This is a genomic window from Anaplasma marginale str. Florida (genome assembly GCF_000215485.1).
Lineage (GTDB): Bacteria > Pseudomonadota > Alphaproteobacteria > Rickettsiales > Anaplasmataceae > Anaplasma > Anaplasma marginale.
Window position 1 is genome coordinate 1 of record NZ_AFMS01000190.1, and the last position, 17023, is coordinate 17023.

Below are 17023 nucleotides of genomic sequence, written 5' to 3' on the forward strand. Positions count from 1 at the left end.
GGAGTATTAGCATTGGGTATCTTACATGGTGTACCTGCTGCAGGGGCTGATACTCAGACTGCTAAGGATGACGATACAGCGACTGTTGTTATATGTAACGTTATACGGTTTGTGCAGAAGCTGGGACTACCCATCATGACTGGGGTGATACTAGGTTCTAGCATTATGGCCATCTTTGGTAAGCTTGCATGGCCTGCTATTGTAATGCTGGTTGTATTTACAGCTATATTCTTTGGTGCTGGTAAGCTTATGGCTAAATTTGCTGCCGGACTTAGTGGTGAAGGCATAGGTGATGCCAGTAAGTTTGACTGTGCCAGTCATAAAGGTAGCAGTGGTGCTGCTGGGTAGTGATGGTGCAGAGAGCTGTGTTGGCCTTGGTTAGGAGATGCTGGTTACCGTTGAAGTGAACCGGTGCAGAGAGCTGTGGTGGTCGTGCCAAGTTAGACTGGGATGCCAGGGGTTTATAGATAGTGGCTTTGTTATGTCGGTGGTACCAAGAACTTCAAGTGTGTTGGTGCCCAGTAGAGTTGGAAGTGTGAGTGATGTTTCGAGGGAGAACGGTGATGAGAGGACATTGGCTTATCTGTATTGTAAATTTGGGTAATGTGCGGGCGTGTCCGCTGGGCAGGAAGTTGGTGCCAAGTTAAATTTACAGATGAGGCCGCGTTGTGTGGGGCAGAGGCGTGGTAGACCGGTGTGGCGAGGGGGTGTGCTAAAAAGGCGGCAGCCGGGATGATTGCACTGCCGGATTCGTTTCCTGTCTAATCCCAACTCAGAAAGCCGCCCTGCACTCAGCCATTCTTAATACGCGTAGTTGCACAGCCGCACCTTTATTGTTCGCGATTATTGTAAAGATTTGCCTTGATTTACTTTTTGGTTCCCATATCATATGACCCGATGCCTGGGTGATGGTTGCAGTATGAGGGTGGTAGGAGTGCTGCTGTGTGCCCTGGCAGTAGGTCTGGGTATAGGCTTCCTGTATGACAGGTACCAGTCCGGTCAGGGTGAGGTGGTGAACGTATACTCTTCCCGCAAGGAAGAGCTGTTGCGCGACCTGTTCAGAAAGTTCACCGCGGAGACCGGGATCAAGGTTCAGTATATAAACGACGAAGCGGCGCAGCTGATTGCTCGTATGGAGAGCGAAGGCATGTACAGCAAGGCCGATGTCTTTCTCACGGCTGACGCGGTAAACCTCATACTGGCGAAGAAGCGGGGGCTATTGCAGGCAGTTCGTTCTAACGTCCTTGAGCAGGTCATCCCGGCAAGGTACAGGGATGCCGAGGGATATTGGTTTGGGCTCACAAAGCGCGCCCGGGTGATGGTCTATAACAAGGCGTTGGTTGATGTGGGGGATCTGAGCACCTATGAGGATCTTGCAAACCCGAAGTGGAGGGGCAAGATCTTGGTCAGATCGTCAAGCAGCCCATATAACCAGTCGCTGATAGCGTTCATGATAGCAAGCAATGGGTCTGAGGCAACGCGGGAGTGGGTCCGGGGGTTGGTCGCCAACTTCGCGCGCAAGCCCAGCGGAGGAGATACTGACCAGATTTACGCAGCGGCCGCCGGCGAGGGCGGGATCGCGATAGTAAATAGCTACTATTGGGGTAGAGTCAGCGCTTCCAGCAATAAGGCTGACCAAGATGCCGCGTCAAAGCTGGCTGTGTTTTTCCCCAATCAAAGGGAGGGGGAAGGCGCTATGGTAAACATTAGTGGGGGAGCCATAGCAAAACATGCAAGGAACTTCGCAAACGCAGTTAGACTGCTGGAGTTTCTGTCAAGCGCGGAGGCGCAGAAGATATATGCAGATGTCAATCAGGAGTATCCTATAGTGCAGGGAGTTGAGTGCTCCAGCGTCCTGCGGTCTTGGGGCGAGTTTCGGGAAAGTGAGCTGCCGTTGCAAGACCTTGAGGAGCATCTTGCGGAGGCTGTGTTGATTGCAGACGAAGAGGGGTGGAAGTAGTTGTTGGATAAAAGATTGCTAGAGGTTTTGGTGTGCCCGTTGACTGGCGGTGAGTTGTATTACGATGCCGACAGTTGCGAGTTGGTAAGCGAAAATGCGGGTCTCGCGTTCCCCGTGCACGATGGAATCCCCGTCATGCTTGCGGACGAGGCGCGCAAGCTGGAGCCTGACACCAAGTAGGGCTCTACTGTGAGTCTATGAACGTTGCATCGTTCGCTTGTTATGGCGGCAGGGTTACGCAGCCCTCGGTACCTTAGCCTTTTCCAGTTGTGTTCTGTATGTGGTCATTGTGTTCTCGGCGAAGCTCCGAGATATGCCATAAGGTTCGGTGAAGCAGCAGGCGCGTCACGCGCTGTGGCACGTGACGGTAGCCTGAAGCTATGCCCCCGAAGAGGCGCGCTTGCGCCCCCGGGGAAGTATGTGTGCCTACTATAGCGGCAGTAGGTTATGCTCGTGTGTGTGACACTGAGTGCCCCCGTTGCAGTGTGTGTTCCACGCCACACTGTCAATAAGTGCATCGTCGGTGTGATCCCGATGGGGCGTACCACCGCGCACTCCCACATTGGCTATGTGTGGATCTGTGTGGGGGAATGTGGAGCTTGATAACATGCTACTCTCCATCTCGACATCATCCTGACTGCGTGTGGTGCGCTGTACTTTCACAACATTGCTACTATCCGCGCGTATGCTGTCATGCCTAGCCCTCAGGAAGTCGTCTAATGCGTCATCATGAGCGCTACGTGTATTTACCACACCAGACTCTGCAGTGCCTGCAGTGCCATGCACGCCGTGGTCGACTGCCCCGGTAGGTTCCCCCCTCGATGCCCAACGCGACCTTGCCGACCAGCAGGTGTGGATGTTTGGATAGCACCCCTACCTCGCTTCCGTGCTTATCAAACAAGTGTACAGTTTCGGAGTAGCCATCCCCAGTTGCACCTATGCCGGCGTAAGATATGTTTCCGCTGTCACGAATCTCCAGCAGAGTGCCATCTTCGTACTTATTCAAGTCAGTCAGAAGCACATTGGTCACGGGAATTCTCGGCGTGTGGTCGGTTACCGCGTTTTCATGCACAAGAACAGAGCTGATGTATCTATGCTCACCCAAATCTTGAGGCATGCCCTTGGGGTTTTCCAACCCATCTGCAGTAGAAGGAACTAGGTGCTTTTGTCCATTGTGGGTCACCACTTTCAGGTGTGTAATTGCCCGTGGCAACTGGAAGTAACTCCCCTCATTTATGTTAGCAATGAAAAAATCATGCTCGTGCACCTTTTGGCCGTTCACAACCCTATCACTGGCCAGCAAGTACAACATCGCACCACGCAGTTGTTGCAAATCGTGCTGGCTTGCATCGACTTTTGACATTTGCGCAGCATTTATTGCAGCTTGATCTGCTGAGGCATCTTCCACTATTCCAGCACGTCTGTGTATTTCTTGCACCAATTCCGGGCTGTCACCCTGTTGGCGTTGCATGAAAGAGTAGTAGTCGCTAAACCCGCTGTCGGTGCCCAGGTCTCCCTTGCCAGTCAATGATACGCGTTGCGTGCCATTGCCACCATTTTGTAGTTCGACTTCCTGTTCATGCAAAGAGGAAACGAAGTCACTGTGGCTGTAGTTAGGGTCAAATGCAAGGAAGATATCTCCTTGGAAGAAGCTGGGAGCACTGGAAAGCTCACCAATCTTTACGTTTTCTGGCTCGTAAACGAGCTCAGCTCTGGCAAAGTACGACTGGTCATGTACCCGGATTATTTCGCCTTGTGCATTCCTGGGTAGCTGCGGATCATCCACATTCCACCGCAACTTGAACAATGTGCCATCGGCGTATCTTGTGAAATCTATGAGATCCAACTTTGCGTGCTTAGCAATCCAGTCCGCTTCGATTCTTTGATACGCGAAAATTGGGTCAATGTACGTATAACCCTTTGTGTTGTACGGCATGCCGGGCGGGTTTGTGTCCCCATCTTTCGTGCAGGGAACAAGCCTAGTGGTGCCATTTTCTGTCCTTACAAGTTTGAGGTGTGTTATACTGTCAGGAAACTGCAGCACCCTACTTGCAGCCACATCCCTGATGAAAAATGCAGGGTTTTCGATGATATCACCGTTCTCACCCCTACGCTCTTCACGCATGTAAAACTGGAGACGGGATAGTCGCTGTACGATCATCTCGTTGTTTGAGTACACAGTAGCATCGTACGTATCATCGCTTGTTCTGTCTGTACCTCTATCATCAACAGCAGTGCCTTTCCTCGCCACTGTGCCGGAACTAGCTTCTGAAGCGTCAACAGCAGGTTCTATCTTAACCCCTTGAGACACCGTAAGCTTATCATCCCCGCTGAGTGCTAGGATTTTAGGATCCAAGAATTTATTCAAGCTAACCACAACACTCGACTCCCCATCAGACGCTACTGTACCGCGCACAAATTGGGAAACCTTGTTGCCATGCTCATCCAACGTTACCACCGCAACTGGAGCTTCAGAGTACGTGGTGTATACAGATTTGAGCCCGTCACCTGTAATAAAGTTTCTGAATCCTGAGTGCATGTCTTCGTACACAACAAAAGCCTCGCTATCACTCGGCAGCTCAGCTACCTTTTTGCCCCCTGGCAGGAACACAGATACACCGCTCACATCTCCTTTACCGGTTGCTTCCAGAGATAAAACAGTACCGCTTGGATATTGCCATAGTTCCTTAAGCGTGGACGGGTCAGCGCTCCTCATCCTTATAGGATCAATGTACACAAGGTGCCGTAGAGCTTTGCTAATCATCAACGACTCTGCCGAATTTACGTAGCCCGCCGCGAGTGCGTACGCACGCTTGGTAACATATTCTGAATATGCCGCCCCCAGCATTTTTGTTCGCACATCCAACTTGATACCCCGGTTTTCGTACTCTGTACCAGCAATTGTCACAAAGTCCATGTGGGGTATGCTGTCAGGAATGCTGTTTAGCCCCCTGTCTAGCATGACGGATGCATGCTCTATGGCCTCACGCAGAGCGTGTTCTGAATGCGCATCCTGCGCCTGCACGTATTGGCCATATGCCTTCTCCGCCCTAACAACGGCCTCGCGTATCTCAGCAGTCTCACGGTCATACTTGGTCATAATTCTAGAGATATTGCTGACATTTTTGTAATACTTACCCAGCAGATAATCTTCACCTTGCGCATTACAATATGTATATTTACGCACCCCCTCCACGATCACAGGCTTCAAAAAGTGGTAGTCATACTGTATGTTAAGTGCGTCCCCAGAATATGGGTTGATTGCGCATATCGTATCGTGTACTCCAATGTGCCCAACCGGGGAAAGGGTTGTTACAATCCCTCCTCGGCTGTTTTCAAGGTGCGCATCAAAAACCTTGACCTGCTTGACTTCGCCGTCAATTATCTTGTCTTCAAACCCAATTAGCGAATGTCTGCGCACAAACAATGCATTGTGTCGGTTTGCAAATTGCTCTGTGGCATTCTCGTTCAGCCACTTTTCAAACCCGGTTGGTAAGTGCATCAAGAGGTTGAACGGATCTATAGTTACCATTGCGGATGCCAGTTGATCAGTGTACTCACCATGCGGATTGTAAGGTGCGGTTGCAGAATTCCTGAAGCTTTCCCGCAACGCATGAGGGTTATGCGTTTGCAGATAGTGAATGAGTGTTGCGCCTAAATCGTACTTTAAAGTTGTGTACCTATAGTCTTGCTTTTCTGGCTCGGCTTGCGTTGTGTGCTCATCGATGATGGCCATGATGCCGTCCAGATTTTTTGTACTGCTCAGTTGAGGATCATCCTTAAACATCTGCAATACACGATCTGCCCTTCTCATAATGTCTAAGTCTACCCCGTGGCCGTGTTCTACACTGTGCTGTATATACTCACCCACACCCTCGTTTAGGATGTCCACCCCGATGTGGGATCCGTAGCGACTGGAAATAGCGTAGTCAAACAGAAGGTGGCTTAGTTCGTGAGGTAAGTTCGCAACCCTATTTTTCCCTTCCTTGTATACGTAAATCCTATTGTCAGAGGGCCATGCTATGCCACCTATGTTGCTATGGATGCCTAAGCTCCTTAGTGCAGCATCAAATTCCCGCTTATGCTCAAATACATATATATTAAGCTCTTGCGGAGTATTATGCGGTTCCAACGCGAAGTTTGCATGGAACACCTCAAGCGTAGTCTTGAGTGTGCGCTCTACATATTGCTTCGTTGCATCTGCAAGCGGGTCCGTACTGTGTACGGCAAGCTTGAGCTGCAACTGCTCCAGAAGTTCAGACTGTACATTGAACTTATTGTGAAAACCCCTCTCTACTTCAGCAAACGACGAAACCGCTTTACCGCCCGCAGCAGCGACGGGGCAGGCCGGGTTACACGTTCTAACGGTCTGCGGAGGCTGGGGGGAGCCCCTCAAAGGGCATCGCTCTGACGTTCTCATAAAAACCCCTAAGAATAAAAAAGAGGGGAAGTAGAGCACAATTTTTTAGAAGAGTCAATAGAAAATAATTTCTTAACCTATGCAATGTGCGTACTGTAGCGGCTTTCCCCGCGCCAGCATGGCTAGGCTACTATATGTGGTGTTTTGGCGTGGTAGTGGCAGATTTAAAAGTTCTCCCTCTTTTTCGCTTAGAGGCTCCTGGCAGATGGGTCACAATCGCGCTTCACTCATTTTTAATGTGAATTCCCTATCAATTCCCGGCTTTTGGTTCTTACCCTTATTGAGGATAGCATGACAATTATCGGGCAACGAGACGCAGATCAAGACATTCGCATAATACCTGGAGGGCTCATATCCTCCAAAAATGGGTCAGAGTTGTACTCTGTGGCTGCAATAGACGGCGAACACCCGGTCTTGTTCCCTACATCACGGTACTATTACCTGGGTACGTACAACATAATATATGAAAATCACGGCTACGCGCTGTCGATCCCGCCCAGATACCAATTTTTGAAGGTAGTCCAAGACGAGGGAAGGCATGTGCTGCGTTTTTGTGATCGGAACGGAAAATTGCTCACTGTCAGGGATTTCAATCCCCTAGAAGGTAAGGACGTGCGTGACACGTCAAGTATTTTAAGTGCCCTAGAACGTGCAAATACTCCTACAGTCACCAGTATGGCAAGACTTGCCGCTGATAACAGCGCGCTCGATAACGTAGAATACGTCGCTTCGCAAGATTTAAAGGACTTGGCGCAACCAGACGGGAACCAACCCTCATTCGCGCTTGGCCGTCTTGGTGAAGACGTATCTGCAGCGCACATGTTTCCCCTGAAACCGTTTGAACCATTGCCTGCGATGACTCCAGAAACTACAGTGGGCGCGCTGAACAGCGAGTACGCGTCGCTAATGCTGGACCATGGCAGCGGCTCCGTAACCTTCTCGTACTTTTCGCCGGCACTGCAATACCCTGCATATGTACGGATAGAGCCCGCAAAGTATCAGCAGGAAACCATAAGCGCGGTGAAGTCAGCATTGCTTGAACACCCATTATATCTTGTGGTGGAAGGCAGGGCGTTCAGCATATCAAGGAACGCGGAAGGCGCTATAATGGTCCGGAATGACCAGCAGGCTAGGAGACTTTTACAGCAAGCGAATCTTCTGCCAGATGATGGAGACGCAGATGAAAACGCATTTGATATTCTTGGGGGAAGGTACGCACTGCGGATAACTGTAGGCGATACGCTGTTGTCTCCAGAGGAGGTGCAGCATGAGTTTGAGAATCTGCCAGGTATACTGAGCAATGTTGCAGTGTCGGTTCAGGGAGCTGAAATACCGCTGCCTGCGCGTACACACGGCGGGGACTTGCTGCTGTTTCGCGACTTCACGCTCGAGCATATTGCCGCGGGAAAGACTGATGGCAGTGGTGTACCAGAGTTTAGGGAGGATCTCACCAAACTTGCATTTGAGGCGCTGATAAAAAACAACTTCGCGCTTCGCATCCCTGCAACAGATAGCGGAGAACTCCCTTACATAAATGTCAATGGGCAGCCTATTGCGGGCAGAGCCTATCCTCTGCAAGCATTGACGCGCAGTGCGGAATACCCCGCCGGTGCAGGGGATTCCAGAACTGAGACGGGTAGCACACCCACAGATACCCCACAAACTCCACAGCCTGATGAGGCAGCACCCCCCAGAGTTGCGACGGAAAATGCACCTGAAAATGCAGGAGATTCTAAGAATGGAACAGGCAGCACATCCACAGATAGCCCACAGACTCCACAGCCTGATAGGAACCCCCAGAGTTGCAGCGGAAAATGCACCTGAAAATGCAGGAGATTCTAAGAATGGAACGGGTAGCACACCCACAGATAGCCCACAAACTCCACAGCCTGATGAGGCAGCACCCCCCAGAGTTGCGACGGAAAATGCGCCTGGAAATGCAGGAGATTCCAAGAATGGAACAGGCAGCACATCCACAGATAGCCCACAGACTCCGCAGCCTGGTGTGGAAGAGCACAAAGTCAGCACGGGAGGTGTGGTGGGCTCCGACCCAGATGCCGCATTCGTTGGTGACGACCCGAGAGCGTACCAGCAGAATGAACAGAAATGGAGTGTAATAGGTACGATTGCTCCTAGAGAGATACTGTTCGACGCGCAGACAGGAATGCGAAAACACTCGGTAGTGCTCGAGCTTCATAACGGTGATGAGCACGCACTGCCAACGCGCAGCTACCGCTTTGGACAAGACGAACAATTGATAGCTCGTGACATTTGGGGGCATAAAGTAGTTATTCCGGAGGAATATCGTTACCTAAAAGTCGCATTGCACGAGATTAACGGGCAGCCGCAATATAGGCTGTCATTTTGTAACGAATCGGGCAAAACACCAGACGCGCAGGACTTAGCGCGTTATTATCAGGGTAGCAACTCTCTGCCAGATGACCTACGAGCATTGCTAAATCGGGGCGTGGTGCCGGATATTATTGCAAACCCACAGTTCGTCACCAGTGATGTACAGGGAATATCGCTCAAAGACCTGTATGACGCACAAGGCCACAGCCCGGCAATTGCATTAGTCAGGCACCCGGGTGTTAGCTCCGTTCTTGGCCATAAATTTACAGAGGACGCGCACGCAATTGTAGGTAAACTCGCCTCGAGTCTGGCCTATTTCGATTTCTCTGCCCATCCATACTATACCCACCTGTTTCACTACGATGACAACACAGTAGAAGTACCCCCAGCAAACCCCGGGGTTATCCCGGATGCCGCTGCTCTGGCTTCTCAAAATATGTTGCTGGTACTAGGGCAAGAAGGCTTTTTCTACGTGTCTGGTCGGGACCCGAGTGCGGGCAATGCGCGACTCGTGGATTCTCCAGGAGAATACTTGAACTTTTTAACTCAAGCTGCCTTGGTACTGAATGGGAAGCCGGCAGAGATTTCTCAGCCCCTAGCACTGAAATTTCAAGTGGGCCAGGCAATTACAGATTCGCGTAATGACCTGGGTGGGCTGTACCCAGTGTACGCCCTTGTGGGAGAAAAAGTATACTACTTAGAGATAAATGATGGTAATGTGCTTTTTTCGAGAAATATGCTGGAGCTCGCCTACATTCCAAAGGCGGGATCTCCCTCGCTACTGTGCGCAGATAGCATGCTTGGGCAGGAGGTTATACGCAAAGCACTGCATGAGCCCATCTCGTTTGCAGAAGAAAAGACCAGCCACAACCCGCACTTTCAAACCCACATGATTGTGCACGGAAATAAGGTTGTGGTGCGCAATGCCGCCGATGCGTTATTCAAGGTACTTCCGCAGGGTGTAGACACTGCAACACACCATGAGGATGAACCCATTAGTAGGACGCCTGAGCCAGCGCCAGTAGATGATCTCCAGCCGCCACACACAGCTGGTGGTGACGCCAATAGGGATGGAGGGGAACGCTCTAGTACTGGCACGCAGCATACCCCTCCAAGTGAAGTATCCACCAATAAAACTGGGGATACTTCAACAGATGATGCTGAACATGCGGAGATGCTCTCACTGCCTTTTGGGTTGGGGGCAAGAATTGAGGACGGTAAAGGGCGGCGCTATGAAACATTTCAGGTTGTGCTGCGTGTGCAAAAAGACGCATCTGGAGCCGAAAACCCGGCCCTACCCACATCAGGATACATATCTAAAAATGGAGAGATAATTCACATAAACAAGCTAGGCGGATACGCTCTCGCCTTGATACCGGAACACAGATTTTTGAAAGTAGTTAAGGTGTTCGAAAACGGGGAAGAGAAATATAAATTAGCTCTCTGTGATGCAACAGGGCGACCACTAACACCGCATGATTTTACCAAACAGAGTGCCGCAAGCGCGACAGAGGGCGCTCCTACAGTAGGTCGCTCATATGTTTTCGGAGACTACACAACCTTCTTGCAAGATGATCACGCGCTGTGTAACACTGGGCAAGTAGTTGTGGCTGGCGCCAATGGCACTGAAGTTGCGGTAGACTTGGAAGATGTGTACAACACCCAGGGCTACTTACCATACTTCAAGCTTGAAGCGTCAGAATCCGGACGTGTTCTGGTGAAACACAATGGGTATGATACCCTCTCAGACCGCCCCATGTTTTTGAGCGGGGAATACGCACTGTTTGAATTTGACCCAGTGTCGTATGCCTGCACTCTATCGTTGAGCAATAAACACTCGGCGAGCAGTGCAGGGCCCGCTATTCAGGATATTGAGCTTACACTCACACCCGCTGACCAGCAATATTCTAGTGAAATGGCATGGGCTAGGACTCAGTCTTTGGAGCGCAAGCCGCTGTATGCAAGCGTTGACGGTACGTCGCTAAAATTTACCGCGACGCCTGCAGCTCGGGTGGTTGAAGACCCTTGGGTAGTGGAGCAATTCATGCGACGCATTTCAGACCCGAATTATCATGATGACCATAGCTACTCCGTGAGGATTGTTGCCCTGGATAAATACGATGCAGGATTGCAAGGCATGGGCATTAGGATAGGGTCACAGACAGTAGAAATTCCTATCACGCGTGAAGACGGCAGTAGAATAGGCTTTCCTCTGAACGCCCCAATCAAGATTGCACATACAGACAGCCACGGCAAAAAATCCACACAAGGTGTACCGGACTTGCAGCACGATGTCCTAAGTGAATTTTTGTCGCGGCAAGTTTCACTTGTAGTCGGTCCCAGTGGGCGCGAGCGCATAGTAGCACCAACCGGGACGCTGCTTGCAAGCGATGGTGCAAATGCGCAAGGTGAGTTTTTATCTTCGCTGATTGCGCACAACATGAATGAAATTGTGGGTAGGAGCGTCAACGAGTTTGTTGCAAAAGTCAGAAATGTGCGCCACGCCGGCGTTGGTGGGGAGCACGGGACAGACGACCTTTCGCCAACCCAGAAGGTACCTGATACCAAAGATATGCACCCACACGACGTAGACGAACCCAACGGGCGCGTAGTTGAGACTCTTCGGCTATATCTTGATCGCGATGCGCAGCAAGCTCCCTTCCTATTCGGAGTCGCCGCACGGTATGATGAAGACCCACGCGTTGCACCAAAGGTGTCGTATTCTTTCACAAGACAAGGAGAGCTAATAGCCTACATGGGCCCGTCTCTCTTCAAAGTGCTTGATGCAAGGTACGTAAAAGTTGTTCAGTTGCAAGATGACGAATACGCCCTGCGGCTATGCGATGCTGAGGGCCAAGACCTCGACAGGGAGTACAGCAACGTTGACGCACCCGTTGTGATACCAGACAGTAACATAGATTGGGAATTGGACGAAATATATGAAAGCACCGAGGGAAAACCTGCTTTCACGCTGCACATGGGCCATGCCGGGCCTTCCGGGCATGCACCAGTAGTCCTGGTGCCCACACCTGAGAACTACCTGAGCGAGGATTACCACAACACGCCTGTTGCACATCTGAGCACCGGGTTTATGGTGTTCATTGTTGGCAGCAACCAAGTTACACTCCTTCACCGCTCAGTTGTGGATAGCGCGCGGGCAAATGCACTTGTTTGGGATTTGCAGGATGATGAAACAGGTGCAGTGCATAACACCTTGCTGCAGCGCGCATCGGATGCACATCCGCTGTATCTGGTAGTGCGGGCAGGTGAGGTCGCTTGGACCCTGGACGAGGACGCTACGGATCTGGAATTCACGTACGATCCACGCGTTATGCAGTGGTTGCGGAAAACATGGCTGGGGAACCTTGATCAGGCTACGCTAAAACTTACCATTGTAGACAATAAAGAAGACCCGGACTCGCTGAGGCTACATGTGCTCGTCCTTGGTGACACACCAGAGGCGCTCGAGCAGCCGGAAGGTGAGGAATTATATTTTGACAAGACAACATACAGCGTGCAAATACGCGATGGGGGCGCCATTCGTGATGTGCACACAGATGCAGCGCTGAGTCTATGGCGCACACAAATGCTAGCTGCAGTGGTGCCCGAGGTATTCTCCCTTGAGGTGCGTAGTAACGATGATGAAGATAGTACCACATATCGTGTTGTAAGGAATGCAGACGAACGCGAGACCAGTGATATCGCACAGGATTTTTCCCCCGAAAATTGGCATATGGGCCAGCCCTCACTGCTACAGGCCATTCAAGAACGTGACGCACTGTTACTGGGGCCAGGACCGCGGGCGGATGTACACGGACCCGATGCACATACACCCACCGATGATGCTGATGAAGAGGGCGGCGCTGAGAGCGGCTATGCCGACACAGGAGCACGCGGAATGTCCGCATTTGATGCTAAGCAGTGGGGGCCCGACACCCAGCGCTTAGTCTTTGTAGAAGAATCTACTGCCCGGGATCATAGAGGCGACTACACACTGTGGATCAATGTTGAGTATGAAAATATGGTTCGGTTTCACGCAAATGTGAACGCAAAATATCGCTCCGGGGAGTACACATACGAAGAAGCAATTGAGCTGTATAACTCCATTACCACAGAGGGGTGTAGACACCAGAGCCACGTTTTCCCGGTTATAAGCGGGGGTGTGGACCCGAACGGACAGGTCACCGTAGGTGGGTACAACTTCGGCGGTATAGAAGCCCTGCACAAGATGTTTGAGCTTACGTAACTAGCAGCAAGGTCACAGCGGCCCCGCGTGGAGGCAAGCGGGGTCGAACCGCTGACCTTCTGTGTGCAAAACAGATGCTCTACCAACTGAGCTATGCCCCCGAAATCAGCGTCCAGGCTAACATAAGAGCACCTCCAATTCAAGAGAATTCTCCGGAGAGTGCACCTCGACTAGACAACCTCCTGCACGCGCTCTACTATGCCGCTAAAGTCGTTTACATCGCTAAAGTTCATATACACAGAAGCGAACCTGATATATGAAACTTTGTCCAGCGCAAACAGGCTCTCCATTACCATGCCTCCTATGACCCCGCTGGGGACGACGCTCCCCTTGATTGCCTCCAACTTGTAGAACATGTTGCTGACTACCATATCGATCTGGTCGCGAGTCACTGGACGCTTCTTCGTGGCCAAAATAATTGACGTTAGCAACTTCTGCCTGTCAAAAGCCTCCACACTGCCATCCTTCTTTAGCACCTTCACTGGTTTGAGCAGAAGCTCTTCCACAGTGGTAAATCTGGAATTACAACTGTCGCAAGACCGACGCCTCCTCACAGACATTTTGCAGTCTGAAGGTCTGGAGTTTTTCACGCTGGTGTCAACGCTATTACAAAACGGACATCTCATAAAAATTCAACTTTTTCCTAAGGAACCCTTGCCAACCGTCGAAAACCCAAGTTAGCGATTGTTTTTCATACCACAGACCTTATAATTAGGCAATGCGGAAGGAGTAGAATTTTGTGGCTGGTGGCGTGTTGTTCCCTCTGGGATTCGGCTTTTTGACCAAGCGGTGTGTGCATGTTGATAGTTTTGGAAACCGTTATTATTCGGCCATGGTCAGGGGCAGGGAACGCAGGTGGGTTGTCTATGGAGGGAAGGCAGACCCTTCCACTGTGGCGGCGCGGTTCCATTTGTGGCTGCACTATACAAGTGAAGATCTCCCGCCTGCGAAGGGAAATAGGCAGCACATCCCGAACTTGACTGGCACTCCAGATGCCTACCATCCACACCATGGGCCACATAGTAAGGGGTCCCGGGGTGCGCGCTCATAGCCTAGAACGCATCTGGCGCCCAGCCGAGCGGTTGCTGGCCCGTGTTGACGCGTAGCTGGATGTGCTCGGTGTCCTTCCGTGATAGGGTCCGTAAGTGAGTGGTTGGTATGTCACATTATAGCATCACAGAAGTTGTGGTAGGTATTCTCGTTTCTGCTGCAGTAGTTGCGCTGGGAGCGCATGTTACCAACAGATTGTCGCACGAGATGCAGTTCTACAAAGGCTGTCATACAATTCACGCGTACTTCACAGACGTTGACGGGCTCAGAGTGGGTAGTGAGGTGAGAGTATCCGGGGTGAATGTCGGGTCAGTTACTGCGCTGCATTTGGACCAGAACAACATGCCTGTCGTCAAGATGTGCGTACAGAAGGGGGTTAGTCTTCCGGTTGATAGCTCAGCTACGGTTACCTACGCAGATTTGCTTGGCAAAAAGTACGTGGACATCATGCCAGGGGCTGACGAGGCAGCCATAGCTGAAGGTGGTCTTCTGCGGCACACGAGCACTGCTGTATCTCTGCGCATGATATTAGAAGGGGTGGTGAATTCGGTGCTGAAAAAGTAGGTAGTGCCACGCTGATGATGCATGCACACGAAGGGCAACCTGAGTGTGCGCCGTTTGGCCCGCCAGCCCGGAATCCTTATTCTCTAGCTAGGCATAGTTGCAAGCCCTTCAAAAATGCAACTCATTTTAAGACCTTTTTAACAGTTGTATAGCACTGTCGTGCAGTGAGGGGCGTTTAGCCTCCTGTTGGTTGTCGGTGTCATTGGGTGCGTCATGAAGCCCGTAGTATGTATAGCTGCTGCATTGCTGAGTACGATTGGTTATCTGGTCCCAGCGAGTTCCCATGGGATGAACGGTCGTGAAGATTTTTACGTGAGTTTTGGGTACGGGCCCACCATAGGGAAGATAAGCGGGTTTAGGCTTAATGCTGCAAAAGAAACCGTCGCGATACTGCCCTACATTGGGAAGTTGGGCTCTGCTGAGCTTTCTTCCGCCAACTACGATTGGGCGGGGGAATCTACGGAGAGTCCGGCCATGGGGTTTGAGAACAGCAGTCTGTTGGGCCTCAGGGGAAGCGTGGGTTGCGTGGTACGCGGCACCAGGCTTGAGTTAGAATTCGGACATGAGCACTATGATTTCAAATCGCAAAATTATGCCTTACTGAGCGGCGGGAGTGCGACTTTTGCCCTGGTGAAAAGAATATCTGCCAGTGCGACGCGTGACGTCGAAGGTTTTCGGGCCGCGCTGCAGAAGGAGTTGTCCAAGCCGGCTTTGAGATCCATCAAGAAGCGTTTGGAAGATATTAGAGACCATGACGAAGCGTGGGAAAGCAAAGCGCTTGCTGACAAGGTTATAAGTAAGTTTGATGCCATCATACCTGGGGAGGAGGCCAAAACTGAACGTGCTGCTGCAACCGGTGCTGGTAGCGCTGATACCTCTGCACAGAACACGCAAGAGAGCAAGCGGAATCAAGCTATCACGGATATTGTTGGCCTCTCACGGCTCGCAAAAGGCGTCATTGGTCGGGCAATTGCCACAAGCACAGAGGGCATGGAGATTGTGGAAATAAGTGGGGTCAGGGTAGTTTCAGCGATCCTGAGTGCATGCTATGATTTCCCACAGGTGGGGTTACTAGTTGACTGGAGAATGTCTCCCTACGCCTGCGCAGGGTTGGGTGCAAGCTTTGTAGGACTGACCGCCCAACGATTTCAGCCACAGCTTACCTGCCAGGTCAAGGCTGGTGTGAGTTACAGCATCACACCCAGCCTGGCAGCATTCATTGGCGGCACTGCCAGCAAAACACTAGGCACAAACTACGACAACACCCCTGCCCACCGTGCAGTCGATGACGCCAGCCCATTAGGAAAAACAAAGGAGAAGGTCTCAGCATCCTTCGGGCTACGCAATATAGGGGTAGAACTAGGAATCAGGTTCGGATTCTAGGACACCCACCCCAATGGTGCCCCTCCACCATCTACCCACTTGCGGTTCCCGGCACTACCAGCACATTTACCCATGTACGGTTAATTATGTGAACCTGTGGGAACACAAAAGGAGATAATCCGCAGCATGAGTAGGAGTCCTCTGATCCCCTGCAGCACCAGAAACTATCACCAGCACCCCTGTACTACCACCACAGCTCTCTGCACCATCACGCGGCACTTCATTTCCTAACCTTTAGCTTGGTTTGGTGCCGGTCTTGACTTCCTTATAACTGGAACAGTCAAATCGTGTCCTTCACTACCCCTGGCCCCTCAGCCCAACTCTACTGGGCCCCAAGGCCACAGCTCTCTGCACCGGTTCACTTCAACGGTAACCAGCATCTCCCAACTTCTGGTACCTCCTCCTGCCCTTGGCACCTCAGCCCAACTCACTACCAAGGCCAACACAGCTCTCTGCCCACACCTGCATCGTCCATGCACCTAGTCCCTATCTCCGAACTCCCGCTGCCTCATCTCCCAACCAATGCCAACACAGCTCTCTGCACCATCACTGCCCAGCAGCACCTAATCTTCTATCGGTTACTTTGGCTGGTGTTGACCGCTGTATGCTGTGAACAGTCAAACTTACTGGCATCACCTATGCCATCACCACTCAACCCAGCAGCAAATTTAGCCATAAGCTTACCAGCACCAAAGAATATAGCTGTAAATACAACCAGCATTACAATAGCAGGCCATGCAAGCTTACCAAAGATAGCCATAATGCTAGAACCTAGTATCACCCCAGTCATGATGGGTAGTCCCAGCTTCTGCACAAACCGTATAACATTGCATATAACAACAGTCGCTGTATCATCAGCTTCAGTACCAGTAGTACTAGGGCTCGCCTGAGCAGCAGCCCCTGCAGGTACACCATGTAAGATACCCAATGCTAATACTCCAGCAATGAGTAAGAATCTAAGTTTTAGCAACATCACCACTCTCCCAAAACCTCTACGTCCACCCTTGCACTAACTGGTATTACCCTCAGTACAGTGGCCGGTTAGGAG

At 51.2% G+C, this 17023-nt stretch carries 12 protein-coding genes and 1 tRNA gene; 8 read left to right on the plus strand and 5 right to left on the minus strand.

The features are described from left to right. From GAC_RS05090 to GAC_RS05100, 3 genes are all read left to right on the plus strand, one after another. Positions 1 to 348, plus strand: a 348-nt coding sequence (locus tag GAC_RS05090; RefSeq protein ID WP_037349714.1) for a TrbC/VirB2 family protein, incomplete at its 5' end; no start/stop codon positions are given. A 571-nt stretch (positions 349 to 919) separates the two neighbouring features. Further along, positions 920 to 1960 (plus strand): Fe(3+) ABC transporter substrate-binding protein, encoded by a 1041-nt coding sequence (locus tag GAC_RS05095; protein WP_010262497.1) that lies wholly within the window; start codon positions 920 to 922, stop codon positions 1958 to 1960. Continuing rightward, a complete protein-coding gene (locus GAC_RS05100; RefSeq protein ID WP_010262501.1) occupies positions 1961 to 2140 on the plus strand; it encodes a Trm112 family protein in 180 nt (59 codons plus the stop codon). It abuts the gene before it with no gap. A 249-nt stretch (positions 2141 to 2389) separates the two neighbouring features. Here the strand turns inward: GAC_RS05100 and GAC_RS06105 are convergent, their stop codons facing one another. Together GAC_RS06105 and GAC_RS05105 are read right to left on the minus strand one after the other, a co-directional pair. After that, a complete protein-coding gene (locus tag GAC_RS06105; RefSeq protein ID WP_241760179.1) occupies positions 2390 to 2713 on the minus strand; it encodes a hypothetical protein in 324 nt (107 codons plus the stop codon). Then, positions 2697 to 6380 carry a hypothetical protein gene (locus GAC_RS05105; protein WP_241760180.1) on the minus strand — a complete coding sequence of 1228 codons (3684 nt, stop codon included), beginning with the start codon at positions 6378 to 6380 and terminating at the stop codon, positions 2697 to 2699. Before GAC_RS05105 ends, GAC_RS06105 begins: the two co-directional genes overlap by 17 nt. 291 nt (positions 6381 to 6671) lie before the next feature. On the opposite strand from GAC_RS05105, the gene GAC_RS06110 reads away from it, so the two are divergent. Both GAC_RS06110 and GAC_RS05115 read left to right on the plus strand, forming a co-directional pair. Beyond that, on the plus strand, positions 6672 to 8204 hold the full coding sequence (locus tag GAC_RS06110; protein ID WP_241760181.1) for a hypothetical protein: 1533 nt from the start codon (positions 6672 to 6674) through the stop codon (positions 8202 to 8204). Next, on the plus strand, positions 8119 to 12978 hold the full coding sequence (locus GAC_RS05115) for a hypothetical protein (RefSeq protein WP_241760182.1): 4860 nt from the start codon (positions 8119 to 8121) through the stop codon (positions 12976 to 12978). Before GAC_RS06110 ends, GAC_RS05115 begins: the two co-directional genes overlap by 86 nt. A gap of 28 nt (positions 12979 to 13006) precedes the next feature. Here the strand turns inward: GAC_RS05115 and GAC_RS05120 are convergent. Beyond that, positions 13007 to 13079, minus strand: a tRNA-Ala gene (locus GAC_RS05120). A gap of 69 nt (positions 13080 to 13148) precedes the next feature. Next, positions 13149 to 13604: a transcriptional regulator NrdR gene (gene nrdR, locus GAC_RS05125; RefSeq protein WP_010266919.1), complete on the minus strand. Its 456-nt coding sequence runs from the start codon at positions 13602 to 13604 to the stop codon at positions 13149 to 13151. Positions 13605 to 13771: 167 nt separating this feature from the next. Between nrdR and GAC_RS05130 the strand changes: the two genes are divergently transcribed. The 3 genes from GAC_RS05130 (at position 13772) to GAC_RS05140 (ending at position 15975) form a co-directional block, all read left to right on the plus strand. Beyond that, positions 13772 to 14029, plus strand: coding sequence for an NADH-ubiquinone oxidoreductase subunit NDUFA12 family protein (locus GAC_RS05130; RefSeq protein WP_223822740.1), 258 nt, complete (start codon positions 13772 to 13774; stop codon positions 14027 to 14029). A gap of 107 nt (positions 14030 to 14136) precedes the next feature. After that, positions 14137 to 14592, plus strand: coding sequence for an outer membrane lipid asymmetry maintenance protein MlaD (mlaD, locus tag GAC_RS05135; RefSeq protein WP_010262538.1), 456 nt, complete (start codon positions 14137 to 14139; stop codon positions 14590 to 14592). A 213-nt stretch (positions 14593 to 14805) separates the two neighbouring features. Next, the gene (locus GAC_RS05140; protein ID WP_010269287.1) at positions 14806 to 15975 is read left to right on the plus strand and encodes a P44/Msp2 family outer membrane protein; all 1170 of its coding nucleotides are present in this window, start codon (positions 14806 to 14808) and stop codon (positions 15973 to 15975) included. 571 nt (positions 15976 to 16546) lie between these two features. Here GAC_RS05140 and GAC_RS05145 read toward each other — a convergent pair. After that, positions 16547 to 16948 (minus strand): TrbC/VirB2 family protein, encoded by a 402-nt coding sequence (locus tag GAC_RS05145; RefSeq protein WP_029209763.1) that lies wholly within the window; start codon positions 16946 to 16948, stop codon positions 16547 to 16549. Positions 16949 to 17023: the final 75 nt, after the last annotated feature.

What these genes read in the sequence shown, in the direction of transcription:
- GAC_RS05140 (WP_010269287.1), top strand. Translation starts at nt 14,806, where the DNA reads ATGAAGCCCGTAGTATGTATAGCTGCTGCATTGCTGAGTACGATTGGT.
- mlaD (WP_010262538.1), top strand. Translation starts at nt 14,137, where the DNA reads ATGTCACATTATAGCATCACAGAAGTTGTGGTAGGTATTCTCGTTTCT.
- GAC_RS05115 (WP_241760182.1), top strand. Translation starts at nt 8,119, where the DNA reads ATGGAACAGGCAGCACATCCACAGATAGCCCACAGACTCCACAGCCTG.
- GAC_RS05095 (WP_010262497.1), top strand. Translation starts at nt 920, where the DNA reads ATGAGGGTGGTAGGAGTGCTGCTGTGTGCCCTGGCAGTAGGTCTGGGT.
- GAC_RS05105 (WP_241760180.1), bottom strand. Translation starts at nt 6,380, where the DNA reads ATGAGAACGTCAGAGCGATGCCCTTTGAGGGGCTCCCCCCAGCCTCCG.
- nrdR (WP_010266919.1), bottom strand. Translation starts at nt 13,604, where the DNA reads ATGAGATGTCCGTTTTGTAATAGCGTTGACACCAGCGTGAAAAACTCC.
- GAC_RS06110 (WP_241760181.1), top strand. Translation starts at nt 6,672, where the DNA reads ATGACAATTATCGGGCAACGAGACGCAGATCAAGACATTCGCATAATA.
- GAC_RS05145 (WP_029209763.1), bottom strand. Translation starts at nt 16,948, where the DNA reads ATGTTGCTAAAACTTAGATTCTTACTCATTGCTGGAGTATTAGCATTG.